The organism is Streptomyces sp. NPDC017246, from assembly GCF_044331325.1.
Taxonomy (GTDB): Bacteria; Actinomycetota; Actinomycetes; order Streptomycetales; family Streptomycetaceae; genus Streptomyces.
The window spans coordinates 198,036-216,335 of record NZ_JBIRMW010000006.1 but is presented as its reverse complement, the minus strand read 5'-3'; the positions used below and the strand labels follow the sequence as shown (position 1 = coordinate 216,335).

At 73.2% G+C, this 18,300-nt stretch carries 15 protein-coding genes; 9 read left to right on the top strand and 6 right to left on the bottom strand.

Going from position 1 to position 18,300, the window contains the following annotated elements:
• Nucleotides 1-22: 22 nt before the first annotated feature.
• On the bottom strand, nt 23-952 hold the full coding sequence (locus ACH4MY_RS16285; RefSeq protein WP_398003219.1) for a DUF4184 family protein: 930 nt from the start codon (nt 950-952) through the stop codon (nt 23-25).
• A 316-nt stretch (nt 953-1,268) separates the two neighbouring features.
• On the opposite strand from ACH4MY_RS16285, the gene ACH4MY_RS16280 reads away from it, so the two are divergent.
• The 3 genes from ACH4MY_RS16280 to ACH4MY_RS16270 all read left to right on the top strand — a co-directional run bounded on the left by ACH4MY_RS16280 (nt 1,269) and on the right by ACH4MY_RS16270 (nt 4,388).
• Entirely contained in the window at nt 1,269-3,068 is a 1,800-nt protein-coding gene (locus ACH4MY_RS16280; RefSeq protein WP_398003216.1) for a lytic transglycosylase domain-containing protein, read from the top strand.
• Between the two features lie 186 nt (nt 3,069-3,254).
• A complete protein-coding gene (locus ACH4MY_RS16275) occupies nt 3,255-3,395 on the top strand; it encodes an SPW_0924 family protein (RefSeq protein WP_106975990.1) in 141 nt (46 codons plus the stop codon).
• A 9-nt stretch (nt 3,396-3,404) separates the two neighbouring features.
• Nucleotides 3,405-4,388 carry a DUF3068 domain-containing protein gene (locus ACH4MY_RS16270; RefSeq protein WP_398003212.1) on the top strand — a complete coding sequence of 328 codons (984 nt, stop codon included), beginning with the start codon at nt 3,405-3,407 and terminating at the stop codon, nt 4,386-4,388.
• Here ACH4MY_RS16270 and hrpB read toward each other — a convergent pair.
• Entirely contained in the window at nt 4,372-6,981 is a 2,610-nt protein-coding gene (gene hrpB / locus ACH4MY_RS16265; RefSeq protein ID WP_398003209.1) for an ATP-dependent helicase HrpB, read from the bottom strand. The two genes, ACH4MY_RS16270 and hrpB, sit on opposite strands and share 17 nt — an antisense overlap.
• A 127-nt stretch (nt 6,982-7,108) precedes the next feature.
• A complete protein-coding gene (locus ACH4MY_RS16260) occupies nt 7,109-7,948 on the bottom strand; it encodes a class I SAM-dependent methyltransferase (RefSeq protein ID WP_398003206.1) in 840 nt (279 codons plus the stop codon).
• 343 nt (nt 7,949-8,291) lie between these two features.
• Between ACH4MY_RS16260 and rpsA the strand changes: the two genes are divergently transcribed.
• Nucleotides 8,292-9,806, top strand: a complete 1,515-nt coding sequence (rpsA, locus tag ACH4MY_RS16255) for a 30S ribosomal protein S1 (protein ID WP_148004571.1) — start codon at nt 8,292-8,294, stop codon at nt 9,804-9,806.
• A gap of 102 nt (nt 9,807-9,908) precedes the next feature.
• On the opposite strand, the gene ACH4MY_RS16250 is transcribed toward rpsA, so the two are convergent.
• Complete coding sequence (locus ACH4MY_RS16250; protein WP_398003203.1) at nt 9,909-10,856, bottom strand: right-handed parallel beta-helix repeat-containing protein; 948 nt, start codon at nt 10,854-10,856, stop codon at nt 9,909-9,911.
• 329 nt (nt 10,857-11,185) lie between these two features.
• Between ACH4MY_RS16250 and ACH4MY_RS16245 the strand changes: the two genes are divergently transcribed.
• From ACH4MY_RS16245 to ACH4MY_RS16235, 3 genes are all read left to right on the top strand, one after another.
• Entirely contained in the window at nt 11,186-12,124 is a 939-nt protein-coding gene (locus tag ACH4MY_RS16245) for a PAC2 family protein (RefSeq protein WP_398003201.1), read from the top strand.
• Nucleotides 12,125-12,155: 31 nt separating this feature from the next.
• Nucleotides 12,156-12,761, top strand: coding sequence for a dephospho-CoA kinase (gene coaE, locus ACH4MY_RS16240; RefSeq protein WP_398003198.1), 606 nt, complete (start codon nt 12,156-12,158; stop codon nt 12,759-12,761).
• Nucleotides 12,762-12,842: 81 nt separating this feature from the next.
• A complete protein-coding gene (locus ACH4MY_RS16235) occupies nt 12,843-13,211 on the top strand; it encodes a tetratricopeptide repeat protein (protein ID WP_398003865.1) in 369 nt (122 codons plus the stop codon).
• 19 nt (nt 13,212-13,230) lie between these two features.
• Here the strand turns inward: ACH4MY_RS16235 and ACH4MY_RS16230 are convergent, their stop codons facing one another.
• The gene (locus ACH4MY_RS16230) at nt 13,231-13,500 is read right to left on the bottom strand and encodes a DUF6343 family protein (protein WP_398003195.1); all 270 of its coding nucleotides are present in this window, start codon (nt 13,498-13,500) and stop codon (nt 13,231-13,233) included.
• Between the two features lie 76 nt (nt 13,501-13,576).
• Nucleotides 13,577-13,915: a hypothetical protein gene (locus tag ACH4MY_RS16225; protein WP_398003192.1), complete on the bottom strand. Its 339-nt coding sequence runs from the start codon at nt 13,913-13,915 to the stop codon at nt 13,577-13,579.
• Between the two features lie 207 nt (nt 13,916-14,122).
• Between ACH4MY_RS16225 and ACH4MY_RS16220 the strand changes: the two genes are divergently transcribed.
• Nucleotides 14,123-17,011 carry a DEAD/DEAH box helicase gene (locus ACH4MY_RS16220; protein ID WP_398003189.1) on the top strand — a complete coding sequence of 963 codons (2,889 nt, stop codon included), beginning with the start codon at nt 14,123-14,125 and terminating at the stop codon, nt 17,009-17,011.
• Nucleotides 17,008-18,276 (top strand): SWIM zinc finger family protein, encoded by a 1,269-nt coding sequence (locus tag ACH4MY_RS16215; protein WP_398003186.1) that lies wholly within the window; start codon nt 17,008-17,010, stop codon nt 18,274-18,276. Before ACH4MY_RS16220 ends, ACH4MY_RS16215 begins: the two co-directional genes overlap by 4 nt.
• The last annotated feature ends 24 nt before the right edge of the window (nt 18,277-18,300 follow it).

Genomic DNA, 18,300 nt, shown 5'->3' with positions numbered 1-18,300 from the left:
CCGGTCCACCCGCCGGAGAGGATCAGCGAGATCCCTGACGGGAGCGCTCCGCCCGAGGCACCGGGCGGTCCCCTCCTTCCGGCGCCGGGTGAGGAGCGGCCGGAGCCGGGGGAGGAGCGGCCGGAGCCCCGGGCTCCGGAGCGGGCGACGAGCCCAGCAGCCGTACCCCCGTCCCGTACAGCACGAGGCCGACGGCGAGCCCCGCGCCGGCCCCGAAGCAGGCCGTCGGAATGACGTCCAGGGGCGTCTCGATCCTGTCCCAGCCCCAGTACGCGGCCCAGCGCAGCACCCGGTGGGCGATCCCGGCGAGGACACAGCCGCCGATCAGCCCGGCCGCGAGCAGCCGGCCGCGCCGCCCGGGGACCCGCACCCGGGCCGGCAGCTCAGCACCGGGGCCCGCGGTGCGCAGCGCCCGCGCGGTGAACCAGCCCAGGAACCCCAGGGCCAGCGCCGAACCCCCGTACTGCGCATAGAGATAGACGGGGAAGCCGGCCACGACGTCACCGAGGAACGGGATCGCCCGGGTCCCCCAGCGGTCGAGGTGGGTGAAGGAGTCCCACACCACATGGGTCGTCGCGCCGAGGACCGCGGAGAGGGCGAACCACCCCGCGAGCACGGCCGGACGGCGTTCGCTCCAGACGCGGCCCCGGACCAGCCCGTACACCCGCCCGCGCCACCTCGCGGGCAGCAGCGCCACGAGCGGCTCACGAACGGTCAGCCAGAGGGCCACCAGCACGGCGGCGATCAGGACATCGGCCGTGACGATCCCCAGGGGGGAGTGGGTGACGTCCCCGAGGACCATCGCGCCGGGGAACGCGGTAGCGGCGAAATAGGTCATGTCGGGCGCGAACGAACCCGCCACGAGAGCGGAGGCGACCAGCGGTCCGCGCGCGGTCCCGTTCCGGCGCAGTCCGGGCAGCACGGCGGCGGCATGGCTCAGGGTGAACGGCAACGGGACTTCCCCCAGGTTCCGGTGGTGACGGCCGGAGTACATCGTCGGCCGCAGTACAAGAGGGGTCCGGCCCTCCGCCCGGTTCCCGCCCCGTACCCTTCCGGAAGCTCCCGACCTGCCGCGCGGCGGTCGTCGGGAGGCCGCCGGCCTCCCGTCCGGCCGTCGGCGCCGCCGCGTTCCGCGAGCGGCCGAGAGGTGACGAAAGCGTGAAACACGGTCAGGCGCCGGTGCCCGGCGGACCGGAGTTGGCATAGGGTCGCCGGAGGTCTCGCGCGGGGAGCGCGGGACCCCAGTCGAGGGGGAAGGGACCACGGACATGTCAGCGCACTTGGGCCGCAGGCTGCGCAAGGGGGCCACCAGCGGTGCGGTGATGGCGGCGGCGGTCGCCGCGCTCGCCGCCTCACAGGCGCCGGAGATGATCCCGCCGCCCGCCGACAACGCCGGCGGTGACCGGGCCATCGGCGCGGGGGACACCGCGCCGCCGTCCGGCGACGGCTCGGCCACCGGCGATTCGCCGTACTACACGGTCCTGCCGCCGCTGAACACGCCGAACAAGCCCGGCGCGACCACCAACCTGCCGGTGATCACCGGCCCCGCCGAGGCCGGCATACCCGCGTCCGTGCTCTCCGCCTACAAGCGTGCCGAGCAGTCCATACGCTCGACCGACCCCGGATGCAACCTGCCCTGGCAGCTGCTCGCGGGCATCGGCAAGGTCGAGTCCGGACAGGCGCGCGGCGGCAAGGTCGACGCCAACGGCACGACCCTCTCGCCGATCCTCGGCCCCGTCCTCAACGGCGTCGGCTTCGCCGACATCTCCGACACCGACCGCGGCGCCTACGACGGCGACGCCACGCACGACCGCGCCGTCGGCCCGATGCAGTTCATCCCGTCCACCTGGGCCACCTGGGGCCAGGACGCGAACAGCGACGGGAAGAAGGACCCGAACAACATCTACGACGCCGCGCAGGCCGCCGGTCTCTACCTCTGCGCCAACGGCCGCAATCTCGCGCTCAAGGCCGATCTCGACCGGGCGATCCTCAGCTACAACCGCTCGACGGAGTACCTGAACACGGTCACGTCCTGGTTCGAGTACTACAAGCGCGGCACCCACCAGGTCCCGGACGGCACGGGAGTGTTCCCGATCGACCGCAGCGACGACCGGGGCCGCGGCAACCGGCCCACCTCGCCGCTCTCGCCCTCCCCGACGTCCCCCGCTCCGAAGCCGTCCGGCACGGGCGCCCCGAAGCCGAAGCCGACGCGGCCGGGCGAGCCCTCGGAGGTCACGCCGCCGTCGACGAAGCCGACCACGCCGACCAAGCCCCCGGTCACCCCGCCGACGAAGCCGCCCACCGTCCCGCCCGCCCTCAGGGTCGACCGGCTGACGACCGTCTCCACCGGGCAGCTGACCGCGACCACCGAGAGCGCCTTCGCCAAGGCGCCGACGGTCGCGGCGCTCGACGCGTCGGGCACGCCGGTCGTCGGCGTGAGCATCCGCTTCGAGATCACCGGCACCACCGACGCCCGCTTCGCCGGCGGCGCGACGACCGCCACCGTCACCAGCGGTTCCGCCGGTATCGCCGCCGCCCCCGCGCTGCGGGCCGGCGAGAAGACCGGCGCGTTCACGGTCAGGGCCACCGTCGTGGGCAACAGCGCGAAGGCCGCCGAGTTCACCGCGACCGTCACCGACCGGCGGGCGGACGCCCTCGCCCGGGTCGCCGGTGACCCGCTGTCGTCCACCACCGGTACCGCCTTCACCCAGCAGGTGCAGGTGAAGGCCACCGACAAGGACGCGCTCGCCCCCGGTGTGCTCGTCACGGCCGTGGTCGTCGCCTCCGCGGCGGAGACCGAGGAGAGCACCGAGGGCCCGTACTTCAAGAACGTGGCGGGCGACACCGTCCGCAGGATCGTCCTGAAGACCGACGCCGACGGCCTGATCTCCCTGCCGGAGCTCCTGGCGGGCGACAAGGCCGGCGAGTACGTGCTGCGCCTGACCGCGCCCGGCGGCGGCAGCACGGAGATCAAGCTGACGGTCACCGCGCCCACCCCGACGCCGACCCCGACGCCGGATCCGACTCCCTCCGGGACCGGTTCGCCCGAGACCTCGCCCTCGGCCTGACCCACCCGCGCCCTCGCGCCGCGTCCCTCCGCGCCGTTCCTCCGCCCCCACCGGGCGGAGGGGCGGCGCTTCGCGTTCCCCGGGCGCGAGGACGCCGACGGTGCAACGTGTTCTCATCTCGCGATCGCGTTGCTACGGTGCCCCCGCCCTGACGACCTATCAGATCGCACCCCCGGGAGGCCGACCATGCGCGCCCTCGTCGCCGCCGCCATCGGACTCGCCCCAGTCCTCCTCTTCGTCCTCCTCGTCTCCGTGGTCGATCTGCCGCCCGACGGGCCCACCTCGCCCAAGCCCCTGCTGACCGCCGATCCCGGCCCCAAGAAGTAGGGAGCGACCGTGCGCCGCCGAGCCAGCCTCGTCCTCCTCGCCCTCGCCGTCTTCTGCGTCGCGCTGGCCCCGACCCTGCGCTGGTACGCCTTCCCCCGCCTGGCGAAGATCCCGCCGAACCAGTACCAGGAGACCGTCCTGGAGGCGAAGCCCGCGACCCTCCTCAACTACTCCACGCTCCAGGCGGAGAAGGTCGACAAGATCACGATCATCCAGACCCTCAAGGGCAACGTGGAGGAGTCCCGGCGCATCGAACGCGACGCCGGACGCGATGTCGTCGTCTGGGACGCCCTCGCCTACGTCACCGGCCCCGACGGCAAGATGGTCTCCCAGGTCCCCGAGCGGTACATCTTCGACGCCCACAGCCAGGAGCCCGTCCACGCCACCGGCGAGTCCGTCGACGGTGACCCGGTCCGCCGCGAGGGCATCGAGTTCAAGTGGCCCTTCCTCACCGAGAAGCGGGACTACCAGTACTTCGACGCCCAGACCCGCACCTCGGCCCCCATCCACTACAAGGGCACCCGCACCTACCGCGGCATGGAGGTCTACTACTTCGAGCAGACCATCCCCTGGACCAAGGTCCCCATGCCGAAGACCATGCCGGTCAAGGGCATCACCCCGAAGCTCCTCGCCGACTCCGGCCTCACCCGCTGGTACACGACCAAGCGGATGTTCTGGATCGAGCCGGTCACCGGCGCCCCCGTCAACGGCGAGGAGATCCACAAGGAGGAGCTCCGCAACGCCAAGGCGCTGATGGGCCGGGACACCCTCACCGTCTTCGAGGGGCACGTGAAGATGCGCGAGGACTACATCGAGAGCGTCGGCGAGATGGTCGCCTCCAACCGCCTGACGGTTCTCCTGCTCGTCTCCTACCTCCCCTGGAGCCTCACGCTCGCGGCGCTGCTCCTCCTCGCCCTCGCCCTCTGGCTGGAGGCCCGCTCCCGCCGCCCGGGCCCGCGGGCCGCCACCGCCCCGGTCACCCCTCCCGTCTGAGCCGCGCACTCGTGTACCGGGTCGGCTCCGCCGCCGACGGGTCCTCCGGCCACGGGTGCTTCGGATACCGGCCCCGCAGCTCCGCCCGCACGGACCGGTAGCCGTCCCGCCAGAACGACGCCAGGTCGGCGGTCACCGCCGCCGGCCGCCCGGCGGGGGAGAGGAGATGGACGAGCACCGGGACACCCGCCACCCGGGGCGTCTCGGCCAGGCCGAACATCTCCTGGAGCTTCACCGAGAGCACCGGCCGCTCGCCCCCGTACTCGACCCGGATCCGTGAACCGCTCGGCACCTCGATCCGCTCGGGGGCCAGCTCTCCCAGCCGGCCCGCCTCGCCCGACGCCCAGGGCAGCAGCCGTCGCAGCGCCTCACCGGCGTCGATCCGCCCCAGATCGGCGCGGCGCGCCGCCCGGGACAGCTCCGGCTCCAGCCACTCCCCGGCCCGGTCGACCAGCGTCCCGTCCGTCATGTCCGGCCAGGGTTCCCCCGCCACCCGGTGCAGGAACGCGAGCCGCTCACGCAGCTCTCCCGCCTCCCGGCTCCACCGCAACAGCCCGAGCCCCTCGCGCCGCAGACCGTCGAGCAGCGCCTCCCGCACCAGCGCGGGCTCCGCCTTCGCCCCGAGCGGCCGGACCGTCAGCTCGACCGCGCCGAGCCGGTCCACCGAGCGCGCGACCACGTCCCCGTCCTCCCAGCGGACCTCCTCGCCGGTGGACCGCAGATGCCCGGCCGCCCGCCGCGCCATGTCCTCGTCCACCACCGCCGCCAGCCGCACCCGCGCCGTGGCGTCCCGCGCCGTACGGTCCGCCACCGCCACGGCCAGCCACGGCGTCGCACGCAGCCCGGACCCCTCGGCGAGCCGGGCCCCGCTCCCCGACACCATCAGATAGCCCCCCTGCTCCCGGGCCCTCGCCACCCGCTCGGGGAAGGCCAGCGCCGTCACGAGACCGGCCACCGCGTCGTCACCGGTCGCGGGGATCGCGGGCGTCGTGGGGGTCGCGGGAGTCGCGGGGGACCCGACGGCGCCGGGGGTGCCGCCGGATCCCGCGGCCTCCCCGTTCCCCGCCCCGGCCGCCGACCGCTCCAGGCGGCGCGCCTCCGTCTTCCAGCGGGCGCCGTACCCGTCGGAGCCCCGGCGGGCGGCGCGCCAGGCCGCCGCCAGATCGTCCCCGTAGTCGCGCGGCGGTTCCTCGCTGAGCAGCGCCACCACCTCCGCGGCCCGCCGTGCCCCGACCTCCCTCGCACCGTCCAGGAGGGCGCGGCCGAGCCGGGGGTGGAGCCCGAGCCGGGACATCCGTACCCCTCGTTCGGTGGCCCGGCCGGACGCGTCCACCGCGCCGATCGACCCCAGCACCGCGCGGGCCGCCGTCATCGCCCCGGCGGGCGGCGGGTCGAGCAGGGCGAGCCCCTCCGCCGTCGGGTCGCCCCAGCAGGCGGCCCGCAGCGCGAAGTCCGCCAGATCGGCGACCTTGATCTCCGGGGACGGGAAGCGGGGCCTGCCCCCGTCGTTCGCCTCCGCCCAGCAGCGGTAGACGATCCCGAAGGCCTCACGGCCGGCGCGGCCGAGACGCTGGGTCGCCGTCGCCTCGGAGACCGTCACCGTCGCCAGCGAGCCCAGCCCCCGGGCCTGGTCCGTGCGCGGCTCCCGGGCGAGACCCGAGTCCACGACGATCCGCACCCCCGGCACCGTCAGGCTGGACTCCGCCACCGAGGTCGCGAGCACCACTCTGCGCCGCCCACCGGGCTCCGTACCGCGCAGCACCGCGTCCTGCACCGCCGCAGGGGCCCGCCCGTGCAGCTGGAGCACCTCGGCGTCGACGTCGCCCAGCATCCCGGCCGTCCGGGCGATCTCCCCCGTACCCGGAAGGAAGCAGAGGACGTCCCCCTCGTGCCGCTCCATCGCGAGCCGGACCGTCGCGGCGACGTGCCGGAGCAGCGCCGGGTCCACCCAGGTGCCGTGCGCCGGCCGGATGCCCGAGGGCGGAGCCGCGAAGAAGACCCGGCAGCCGTGCCCCTCGCCCTTGCTCCACACCACCGGCGCGGGCCCGCCCCCGTCCAGGACCGTGAGGAGATCGGCCCAGGCCGCCGCGTCGCTCGTCGCCGACGCGGCGATCAGCTTCAGCTCCGGCCGCAGGGTGGCCCGCACGTCCACCAGGAACGCCATCGCCGTGTCGGCGTCCAGGTGCCGCTCATGACACTCGTCGAGCAGGACCACGTCCACGCCCGCCAGCTCGGGGTCGCGCTGGAGCCGCTGGAGCAGGATGCCCGTGGTCACCACCTCGACCCGGGTCGAGGGGCCGGTGCGCCGCTCGCCGCGCACGGAGAAGCCGACCGTGCCCCCGGTCTCCTCGCCGAGCAGCCACGCCATCCGTCGGGCCGCCGCCCGCACCGCCATCCGGCGGGGCTCGGCCACCAGGACCCTCCGACGCCGTCCGTCCCCTATGAGTCCCGCGAGCGCGAGCGGTACCAGCGTCGTCTTGCCCGTGCCGGGAGGCGCGGACAGCACGGCCGTACCGCGCCGGTCGAGCGCGGCCAGCAGCTCGGGGACGGCATGGCGGACGGGAAGACGGTCGAGAGCGTCATGTCGGATCACGCACTCAGTCTCGTACGCGACGCGAAAAGGTGGGCCCCGTTGTCCACAGGGCCCACCTATAAGTACGACGAACGCGCGCCGGTACGACGAACGCGAGTCGGTGCGACGAACGGGAGGCCTCGGCCGGCTACTCCGAGCGCTCGCAGACGAAGATCGCCGTGCCCGGGATCAGATTCCCCCGCAGCGGGGACCAGCCACCCCACTCCTGGTTGTTCCACGCCGGCCACTCGGGCTCGACCAGGTCCAGCAGGCGGAACCCGCCGGCCACCACGTCCCGCACCCGGTCGCCGACCGTCCGGTGGTGCTCCACGTACACGGCCCGGCCCTGCTCGTCCTGCTCCACATAAGGGGTGCGGTCGAAATAGGAGGCCGAGAGCGACAGGCCCTCGGGGCCGGGCTCGTCGGGGAACGCCCAGCGGATCGGGTGCGTCACCGAGAAGACCCACCGGCCACCGGGCCGCAGCACCCGTCGTACCTCCCGGAACACCTTCACCGGGTCCGCCACGAACGGCACCGCGCCGTACGCCGAGCACGCCAGGTCGAAGGCGCCGTCCGCGAAGGGCAGGGCCCCCGCGTCGGCCTCCACCAGCGGCACGTCCCCGCCGATCCGCAGCGCGTGCTGCAGCTGCCGGTGCGAGAGGTCGAGGGCCACGGGCCGGGCGCCCTGCGCCGCCAGCCACCGCGAGCACTGTGCCGCGCCCGCGCCGATCTCCAGGACGTCGAGGCCCTTCAGTGAGGAGGCGGGTCCGAGGAGACCGGCCTCGGCCTCGTCGAGCCCCTCCGGCCCCCACACGAACCGGTCGTCCCCGAGGAAGGAGCCGTGATCGCTCTGGTACTCGTCGGCGTTCCTGTCCCACCAGCCACGGCTGGCCCGGCTGCTCTCCGCGTCCCCCGCGTCACGCCGGGTCGCCTCCGCCTCGTCCTCGCCCGAGTCGTGGGGGACTTCGTGTTCGTACTCTTGGTTCATGTCGCCCGCCGATGTAGTTTGCGCTCAGTGCCGCCGTGGGGCGCACCCCGCCGTTGCGGCGTGGAAAGGCACAAGTGGTGCCGGAGTTGAGTAGATCTGCCCCGGGTGCGCGCTTCGCGCATTGACCCTGTCCGGTCGCCCCCGTATGCTAAAGGTTGCGCTGCGGGCCTGCGCGCCTCAGACGGAGCAGGCCGCGCTCGTACCTGTTGTATGTCCCCTCGGTTTTCGAGGCTCGTCCCGTTCGCGGGAAGGCTTCATTGGCTGTCCGGCTTCTTGGTGCGATACGGGCTCTCGGCGTAGCAGTACCTACGACTTTCTGTCCGTAACCGGAGCCCTTTCCCACATGACGAGCAGCACCGAGACCACCGCCACCAGCACCACCCCGCAGGTTGCGGTCAACGACATCGGTAACGAGGAAGCCTTCCTCGCCGCGATCGACGAGACGATCAAGTACTTCAACGACGGCGACATCGTCGACGGCGTCATCGTGAAGGTCGACCGGGACGAGGTCCTGCTCGACATCGGTTACAAGACCGAAGGCGTGATCCCGAGCCGTGAGCTCTCGATCAAGCACGATGTCGACCCGAACGAGGTCGTCAAGGTCGGCGACGAGATCGAGGCCCTGGTTCTCCAGAAGGAGGACAAGGAAGGCCGCCTGATCCTGTCCAAGAAGCGCGCTCAGTACGAGCGTGCCTGGGGCACGATCGAGAAGATCAAGGAAGAAGACGGCATCGTCACCGGTACCGTCATCGAGGTCGTCAAGGGTGGTCTCATCCTCGACATCGGCCTCCGTGGCTTCCTGCCGGCCTCCCTCGTCGAGATGCGTCGCGTCCGCGACCTCCAGCCCTACGTGGGCAAGGAGCTCGAGGCGAAGATCATCGAGCTGGACAAGAACCGCAACAACGTGGTCCTGTCCCGCCGTGCCTGGCTCGAGCAGACCCAGTCCGAGGTTCGCCAGACGTTCCTCACCACCCTCCAGAAGGGTCAGGTCCGCTCCGGCGTCGTTTCCTCGATCGTCAACTTCGGTGCCTTCGTGGACCTGGGTGGCGTCGACGGTCTCGTGCACGTCTCCGAGCTGTCCTGGAAGCACATCGACCACCCCTCCGAGGTTGTCGAGGTCGGCCAGGAGGTCACCGTCGAGGTTCTCGACGTCGACATGGACCGCGAGCGTGTCTCCCTGTCGCTGAAGGCGACGCAGGAGGACCCGTGGCAGCAGTTCGCCCGGACGCACCAGATCGGTCAGGTCGTCCCGGGTAAGGTCACCAAGCTGGTTCCGTTCGGTGCGTTCGTCCGCGTGGACGAGGGCATCGAGGGTCTGGTCCACATCTCCGAGCTGGCCGAGCGCCACGTGGAGATCCCGGAGCAGGTCGTCCAGGTCAACGACGAGATCTTCGTCAAGGTCATCGACATCGACCTCGAGCGTCGTCGCATCAGCCTCTCGCTGAAGCAGGCCAACGAGTCCTTCGGTGCCGACCCGGCCTCGGTCGAGTTCGACCCGACCCTGTACGGCATGGCCGCGTCCTACGACGACCAGGGCAACTACATCTACCCCGAGGGCTTCGACCCCGAGACCAACGACTGGCTCGAGGGCTTCGAGACCCAGCGCGAGGCCTGGGAGACCCAGTACGCCGAGGCGCAGACTCGTTTCGAGCAGCACCAGGCTCAGGTCATCAAGTCTCGCGAGGCCGACGAGGCCGCTGCTGCCGAGGGCGCTGCCGCCCCGGCCGCCGGTGGCAACGCCGGTGCGGGCATCTCGGGTGGTTCGTACTCCTCGGAGTCGGACGACAACTCTGGCGCCCTGGCGTCGGACGAGGCGCTTGCCGCCCTGCGCGAGAAGCTGGCCGGCGGCCAGAGCTGAACAGGCTCTCCGCTGAGCGCTAGCCGCTAGCGAATCGAGGCCCGCTCCCCTTCGGGGGAGCGGGCCTCGGTCATTTTCCGGCCCTGTTCCCGCCGGGGCGGCTCAGGGGGTGACGGGAATGTTCGTCAGACCGTTGCCGCCGGTCACCGTGTTCGAGGCGTACACCGTGGTCGGGCAGGAGCCGCTCCGGTTGGTGACGTTGATCGCGAGCCGCTGGGAGCCGGTCGCGCCCGTCAGGTCCGAACGGTTGCCCCGGAAGACGGTCCCGCAGCCCCAGCCGCTCTGCTGGGTGTGGGTCTCGAAGCCGTTGTTCGTCGTGTTCACCCCGGTGTTGTCCTCCACGAGGACACCGTTGCCCTTGACGTCGACCCAGGAGTCGTCGAAGTTGGCGCCGGTGAGTCCGCGCCCGTCGAAGGTGTTGCCGACGATCCGCGCCCCGGTGGTGCCCTCCTTGATGTCGACGCTCTCGCCGCCGACGTCCGGCCCGATGACGTTGTTCAGGATCTCCGCGTTGTCGCTGCGGTCGGAGAGGTTTCCGGCGCTCCCGACGTACACCCCCTCGCCCATGCCCCGGCCGTCGTTCCCCGTGTCGTAGATCCGCGAGTTCTTGATGACGCCGTTCTTGCTGGAGTTACGGAAGTGCACGCCCTCCATGTCCAGGTCGTGCACGGTCACCCCGTCGATCACCACGCTGTTCGCGGTGTCGGCCATGATCCCCTTCTGGCCGCCGGTGAGGGTGATGCCCTTGACCGTCCAGTACGAGGCGCCGTTGAGGTGCAGTCCGTAGCCGCCGCCGGCGGTCAGCACCGCGCGCGAGGATCCGGTCAGGGTGATCCGCGCCGAGGAGGTGCCGGGGGTCGTGGCCTTGAAGTTCCCGGTGTACGTGCCGTCCGCGAGGTGGATCGTGTCGCCGGGCCGGGCGTTGGTGAGCGCCGTCTTCAGCTGGGCCGCGGTCGAGACCTCGACGGTCGCCGCGGCGGCGGGCGTGGTGACGAGGGGGACGGCGAGGAGCGCGGGGAGCAGGGGGAGGAGCAGCGTTCGGGTGCGCATGGGGTGCCTTCCGTACGGGGGCGAGGGGGGTGTTCCTGTATGTGCACGATGGTCGAGGTGCTGAACGCGATGCTGTCCCGAGACGGTAGGGAGCGGTGATGGTCATGTCAAGGTCTGGACCAGTGGCCGGAGTTCGCGCCCCGTCCCGGCGTACCCACCCACGGGGAACACCCACGGGGAACCCCCAGAGGGAACGCCCAGGGGGAACGCCGACGGGAGCGCCCGCGAGGGCCACCCGCGGCGGATCGCCCGCCGGAAGATCGCGCGGCACGGGAATGGCGGTGCGACGCGAGACGTTCCCAGAGAGAACACGAGGAGGAGCGGTAATCGTGCTTGATCCCCAGGATTTGTACGAATGGGACCCGAAGGGCCTGGCCGTCGTCGACCTGGCTCTGGCGCAGGAGTCGGCCGGGCTGGTCATGCTGTACCACTTCGAGGGCTACATCGACGCGGGCGAGACCGGTGAGCAGATCGTCGAGCGCCTGCTCGACACGCTGCCCCACCAGCTCGTGGCCCGCTTCGACCACGACCGGCTCGTGGACTACCGGGCCCGCCGCCCGCTGCTGACCTTCCGGCGCGACCGCTGGACCGCGTACGAGACGCCGTCCATCGAGGTCCGCCTCGTCCAGGACGCCACCGGCGCGCCCTTCCTCGTCCTCTCCGGCCCGGAGCCGGACGTGGAGTGGGAGCGGTTCGCCGCCGCCGTCCGGCAGATCATCGAGCGCCTCGGCGTGCGCCTCTCCGTCAACTTCCACGGCATCCCCATGGGCGTGCCGCACACCCGCCCTGTCGGGCTCACCCCGCACGGCAGCCGTACCGACCTCATGCCGGGCCACCGCAGCCCCTTCGACGAGGCCCAGGTTCCGGGCAGCGCCGAGGCCCTCGTCGAGTACCGGCTCACCGAGTCCGGCCACGACACCCTCGGTGTCGCCGCGCACGTCCCGCACTATGTCGCCCGCTCCCCGTACCCGGACGCGGCGCTGACCGCCCTCGAGGCCGTCACGGCCGCCACCGGCCTCGTCCTCCCCGGCGTCGCCCACTCCCTGCGGACCGAGGCCCGGCGCACCCAGACGGAGATCGACCGCCAGATCGGCGAGGGCGACGAGGAGCTGGTCGCGCTCGTGCAGGGCCTTGAGCACCAGTACGACGCGGCGGCCGGTGCCGAGACCCGGGGCAGCCTGGTCGCCGAGCCCGTCGACCTGCCGTCGGCGGACGAGCTCGGCCGCGAGTTCGAGCGCTTCCTCGCCGAGCGGGAGGGCGACGCCTGAGCCGCCCGGGGCAGGCCCTAAGCTGCCGCTCATGCTGAAGGTGGGCCTGACCGGCGGGATCGGCGCCGGCAAGAGCGAAGTGTCACGGCTGCTCGTCTCGTACGGGGCCGTGCTGATCGACGCGGACCGGATCGCCCGTGAGGTCGTCGAGCCCGGCACGCCGGGGCTCGCGGCCGTCGTCGAGGCCTTCGGTGACGGCATCCTCACCGAGGAGGGGACGCTCGACCGGCCGAGGCTCGGCTCGATCGTGTTCGCCGACGCCGACCGCCTGGCCACGCTCAACGCCCTCGTCCACCCTCTCGTCGGGGCCCGGTCGGCGGAGCTGGAGAGCCGTGCGGGCGCGGGCGACGTGGTCGTCCACGACGTACCCCTGCTCACCGAGAACGGGCTCGCGCCGCTGTACGACCTGGTCGTGGTCGTGGACGCGTCCCCGGAGACCCAGCTCGACCGGCTCGTACGGCTCCGCGGCATGGCCGAGTCCGAGGCGCGGGCCCGGATGGCGGCCCAGGCCACGCGCGAGCAGCGGCTGGCCGTCGCGGATCTCGTGATCGACAACGACGGACCGCTCGACGCGCTCGAACCGCAGGTGCGGAAGGTCTGGGACGAGCTGCGCCGCAGGGCGGCGGACACGGTGTAGCGCCCGGCCCGCCGGGCATCGCGTGGAATGCGGGTGCCGGGTCCGGTGTTCAACCACCGGATCGAGGGGAAGGATTCCATGGTGGCCGACAGAAACCCGGAAACGCACGTCATCGACTTCCGCGCCGCCGAACATCTGCTGGCCGCACGGGACCCTCGGGGCGCCGTGAAGCTGCTGGACTCGGTGATCGCCGCCCATCCGGAGAACACGGCGGCGCGCCTGCTGCGGGCCCGGGCGTTCTTCGCGGCCGCGCAGCTGCGCCCGGCGCAGCTGGAGTTCGAGCTGGTCCTGGAGCGCGAGCCGGACAACGCGTTCGCGCACTTCGCGCTGGCCCGCACCTTCGAGCGCTCCGGTCAGACCGCCCAGGCCACCCGCCACTTCCGCCTCGCCGCCGCGCTCGACCCGAAGCCGGAGTACCTCCGGGCGGCCGGCTTCGACACGGAGCAGTAGGGCCGGTGCGGCGGGGCGCTCAGCGCCGCCTGTCGCCGTGATCGGGTTCGTACGGCGGGATGTCGCGGCCCGGCTGCCAGTGCGCGCCCTGATGGATGTGGCGCAGCACCATCGCCAGGTCGCAGACGACCACCAGGAACAGCACCCCGCACGCCGCGGCCCAACCGGGGCGGCCCACCAGCGAGAACACGGTCGTGCCGAAGGCGGCCCAGAGCAGCCCCCACATGCCCAGCCAGAACCGCATGCGCAGGGGGCTGCGCGCGGTCGCCGGTTCGTTCCCGGAACGCATGACGGTCACCGTCTCCCGTCGGGTCCCCTCGGGGACACTTCCAGGATGGACCCGGTGGCGGGGCGGAGGGAACCGGTCAGTGGATGACGCTGTAGCTGCGCCACGGCAGGGCGCCCGGCGCGATCTCGTTGTTGGTGTTGGTGGGGAGGTAGATGTTGTGCTTCCCCGTGCAGTCGCGCGTCGGGTACAGCCGGATGTCGACCAGGGTGTTGTTCTCGACCCTGGTCACCCCGCTCGGGGCGAGGAGGCGGTGGCAGCCGTTCACCGAGGGACTCGTCACGGTCACCAGGACCTCGCGCTCCGTCTCGTACGAGAGTGTCCCGACCATGGTGCGGCCCAGGCTCGAACAGCCGGCGACGGCGAAAGTGAGCAGCACGGCCCCGGTGGCGGTCGTGAGACGCCGGCGAACGGACATGGCGGTTCCTCTTCTGTCGGAGTTCGGGTCCGCGGTGCGGCGGCACCTCGGGTACACCCGTCCAGGCCACCATCGCGCCCCCGGCACCCGGTGTCATCCGCTGCTGGGCCGCCCGGGCGAACCCGCCTGACGGCCGTTGTCAGACCCCGGTCGTAAGGTCGGAGGTCCGGTCGGCATTCGTCATCCGGCGGAGAGGAGCGCGGAGCCGTGGCACACACCTGGATCACCAGCGCCGCCGTCTTCCTGCCCGCCGCCCTGCCCCGCGAGGGCCGGGTCGCCTTCTGGGCCCCCGACGGAGGCGCGCTTCCGGACCCGGTGGAGAGCGGCGCTGAGAGCGTCGAGCTGACCGTCGCCCGGCGCCACGGCAGCGGCGCCCGGGGCCGGGCCGTCCCCGCCCTGACCCTTCCGGTCGACGCCGCCCTGCCCCATCTCGTCGCGGCCCGCCACCACCCGGCCGCCCACCCCGCCACGGCCGGCTGGGGCGCCGCCGCCCTGCACGCCCTGCACCTGGCGGCCCGCGGCCGCATGCTGCCGGGTCTCACCGCCGACGACCTGGACGCCTGGCGGGCCGGACCCCTGGACGCCGACGACATCGCCCATCTGAGGGCGGTCGCCGCCGCCCTGCCGTACGAGGCGCACGCCGTGCCCGTCCCCGGGCGCGGACCGCTGCGGCTGCCCGATCCCGAGGCCCTCGTCCGCGCCTTCCTCGACGCGGTCGCCGACACCCTGCCCCGGACCCCGGCCGCCGCGCACGCGGTGGGGGCGCCTTTCGCGGCCCGCGCGCCCCAGCACCTGCCCCGTGCGCGCGCCTGGGCCGCCGAGGCGGCAGCCGGGATGGACGCGGGGGTCCGTGTCTCGCTCCGCCTGGACCTCTCGCCGTACGAACTCTTCGACACGGCGGACAGCGCCGACGACGGCGAGAGGGCCGATGACGGAGAGGGCACCGAGGGCACCACGGCCGTCCGGATTCCCCGGGGCGAGCGCCACGCCGCCGCCGCGCTCCTCCAGATCCACAGCCTCGCCGACCCCACCCTCGTCATCGACGCCACGGCCCTCTGGGCGGGAGGCGGCGAGCACTTCGGGCCCCGGGCCCGGATCGACGCCGTCCTCGCCCTGCGCAGGGCCGCCCGCGTCTGGTCCCCGCTCGCCCGGCTCCTGGAGCGGGACGTGCCCGATGTCCTCGCCGTCACCGAGGACGAGCTGTACGAGCTGCTCGGCCCGGCCGCCGCCCGCCTCGCCGACGCCGGGGTCGCCGTCCACTGGCCGCGTGAGCTCGCCCGCTCGCTCGGCGCCTCCGCCGTCGTCCGGGCCGCGCCCGGTTCCGCGACCGACGGCACCGCCTTCTTCGACAGCGAGGAACTCCTCCGGTTCAACTGGCAGCTGGCACTCGACGGCGATCCGCTCACCGAGCGCGAGATGGACCACCTGGCCGAGGCCCATCGACCCATCGTGCGGCTCCGGGACCAGTGGGTCGTCGTCGACCCCGATCTCGTGCGCAAGGCCCGCAAGCGGGAACTCGGCCTGCTCGAACCGGTCGACGCCCTCGCCGTCGCCCTCACCGGCACCGCGGAGGTGGACGGCGAGACCGTGCCCGCGGTCCCCGTCGGGGCGCTCGCCGCGCTCCGCGACCGGCTCCTGGCCGGCCCCGAGGACGTGCAGGCCCCGCCCGGCCTCACGGCCACCCTCCGCGACTACCAGCTGCGCGGCCTCGCCTGGCTTGACCTGATGACCTCCCTCGGGCTCGGCGGCTGCCTCGCCGACGACATGGGCCTGGGCAAGACCGTCACCCTCATCGCCCTCCATCTGCGGCGCGCCCGCCGCGCCCCCACCCTCGTCGTCTGCCCGGCGTCCCTGCTCGGCAACTGGCAGCGGGAGGTGGGGAAGTTCGCCCCCGGCGTTCCCGTACGGCGCTTCCACGGCGCCGACCGCGACCTCGACGGCATCGAGGGAGGGTTCGTCCTCACGACCTACGGCACTCTGCGGACCAGCGCCGCCCGACTGGCCCTGCGCGAGTGGGGGATGGTCGTCGCCGACGAGGCCCAGCACGTCAAGAACCCGTTCTCCGCGACCGCGAAGGCACTGCGCGAGATCCCCGCACCCGCCAGGGTCGCCCTCACCGGCACCCCCGTGGAGAACAACCTCTCCGAACTCTGGGCACTCCTCGACTGGACCACCCCCGGTCTCCTCGGCCCGCTCAAGGCCTTCCGCTCCCGGCACGCCCGCGCCGTCGAGAACCACGAGGAGATCGAGCACGAGGAGGCCGTCGAGCGGCTCGCCCGCCTCGTGCGGCCCTTCCTGCTGCGCCGGCGGAAGTCCGACCCGGGCATCGTCCCCGAGCTGCCGCCCAAGACGGAGTCCGACCATCCCGTCTCCCTCACCCGGGAACAGGCCTCGCTCTACGAGGCGGTCGTCCGCGAGACCATGGCGCGGATCGAGGAGGCCGAGGGGATGGCCCGCCGGGGTCTCGTCATGAAGCTGCTGACCTCCCTCAAGCAGATCTGCAACCACCCCGCGCAGTATCTGAAGGAGGAGGCACCGCGCGGCAGCGGCACCGCTCGGCTCGCCGGACGCTCGGGGAAGCTCGCCCTGCTCGACGAGCTCCTCGACACGATCCTCGCCGAGGACGGCTCGGTGCTCGTCTTCACCCAGTACGTGTCGATGGCGCGGCTCCTCGCCGACCATCTGGCGGCGCGCGGCATCCAGGCCCAACTCCTCCACGGCGGCACCCCGGTGGCCGAGCGGGAGCGGATGGTCGACCGCTTCCAGGCCGGCGAGATCCCCGTCTTCCTGCTGTCCCTCAAGGCCGCGGGCACCGGTCTCAACCTCACCCGGGCCGGCCATGTCGTCCACTACGACCGCTGGTGGAACCCGGCCGTGGAGGAACAGGCCACCGACCGGGCCTACCGCATCGGCCAGACCCAGCCGGTGCAGGTGCACCGGCTCGTCGCCGAGGGCACTGTCGAGGACCGGATCGCCGAGATGCTCCTCGCCAAGCGTGCGCTGGCCGACGCCGTCCTCGGCTCCGGCGAGGCGGCCCTCACCGAACTGACCGACCGGGAGCTCGCCGACCTGGTGTCCCTGAGGAGGACCTCGTGACCGTGCCGCGCGGTGCGCGGGGAGCAGCCCCCCGCCACGACGACCGCCGCCGCAGCTTTCCGCAGGTCGCACCGCGTGAGGCCCCCGACGGAGGGTTCGCCGCCACCTGGTGGGGCAACGCCTGGGTGGAGGCCCTGGAGGACACCGCCCTCGACCCCGCCCGCCTCGCCCGGGGCAAGGCGTACGCGGGCCGCGGCCATGTCGACGCGATCACCGTCACCCCCGGCCGGGTCGTCGCCTACGTCCACGGCAGCCGGCCCCGCCCGTACCGCACCGAGATCAGGATGCGGACCCTCGGCGACGACGGCTGGGAGCGGTTCCTCGACGAGGCCACCGCACGCCCCGACCACATCGCCGCCCTGCTCGACAAGGACGTGCCCCACGCCCTGGAGGCGGTCACCGGGCTGCTGCCCGCGCCGGGCGACCTCGTCCCCGACTGCTCCTGCCCGGACGACGGTTATCCCTGCAAGCATGCCGCCGCCCTCTGTTACCAGGCCGCCAGGCTCCTCGACGAGGACCCGTTCGTCCTCTTCCTGATGCGCGGTCGCGGCGAGCAGGAGCTCCTCGCCGAGCTCACCCGGCGCAACGCCGCCCTGTCCGCCGCCGAGACGACCGCCGCCGCGCCCCCGATGCCCACCGTCCCCGCCCGTGCGGTGATCGCCGCGGCGGAACGGGCCGGGCTGCCGCTGCCCCCTCCGCTGCCGCTCCCGGACCGGCCCGGCCGCCCCGCCGTGTTCCCGCCGGACCCCGACGCCCCCGACCCGCTCGCCCTCGACCTCCTCGCCTCCGAAGCCGCCGCCCGCGCCCATGCGTTCCTCGTCACGGGGCACGATCCGGTCGCCGCGCTCACCCCGTGGCAGGACGCCGTCCGGCTGGCCGCCGCGCACCCCGGGTCCGGTCTCACCGCCTCGACCCGCGCCCTCTACCGCGACCTGGCGTACGCGCTGGACCGCACCCCCACGGACCTCGCCCGGGCCGTCGCCGCCTGGCGCCAGGGCGGCGCCGCCGGCCTCGCCGTACTCGAGGAGCCCTGGGATCCGCCCGCGGGTCCGTTCGACCGGGCCCGGCCCGCCCTGATCGCCGCGGACTTCCCCGCCTTCCGCCCCTGGCGCAACCGGCTCTCCACCGAGTCGTTGCAGCTCCGCCTCGGCCGGGACGGCCTCTGGTACGGCTACGAGTCGGACGCCGGCCGCGAGGACTGGTGGCCGCGCGGCGCCCCCGACCAGGACCCGGTCGGCGCCCTCACCGACCTTCTGGGGCACTGACCGACACTCGAACGGACCCCACTC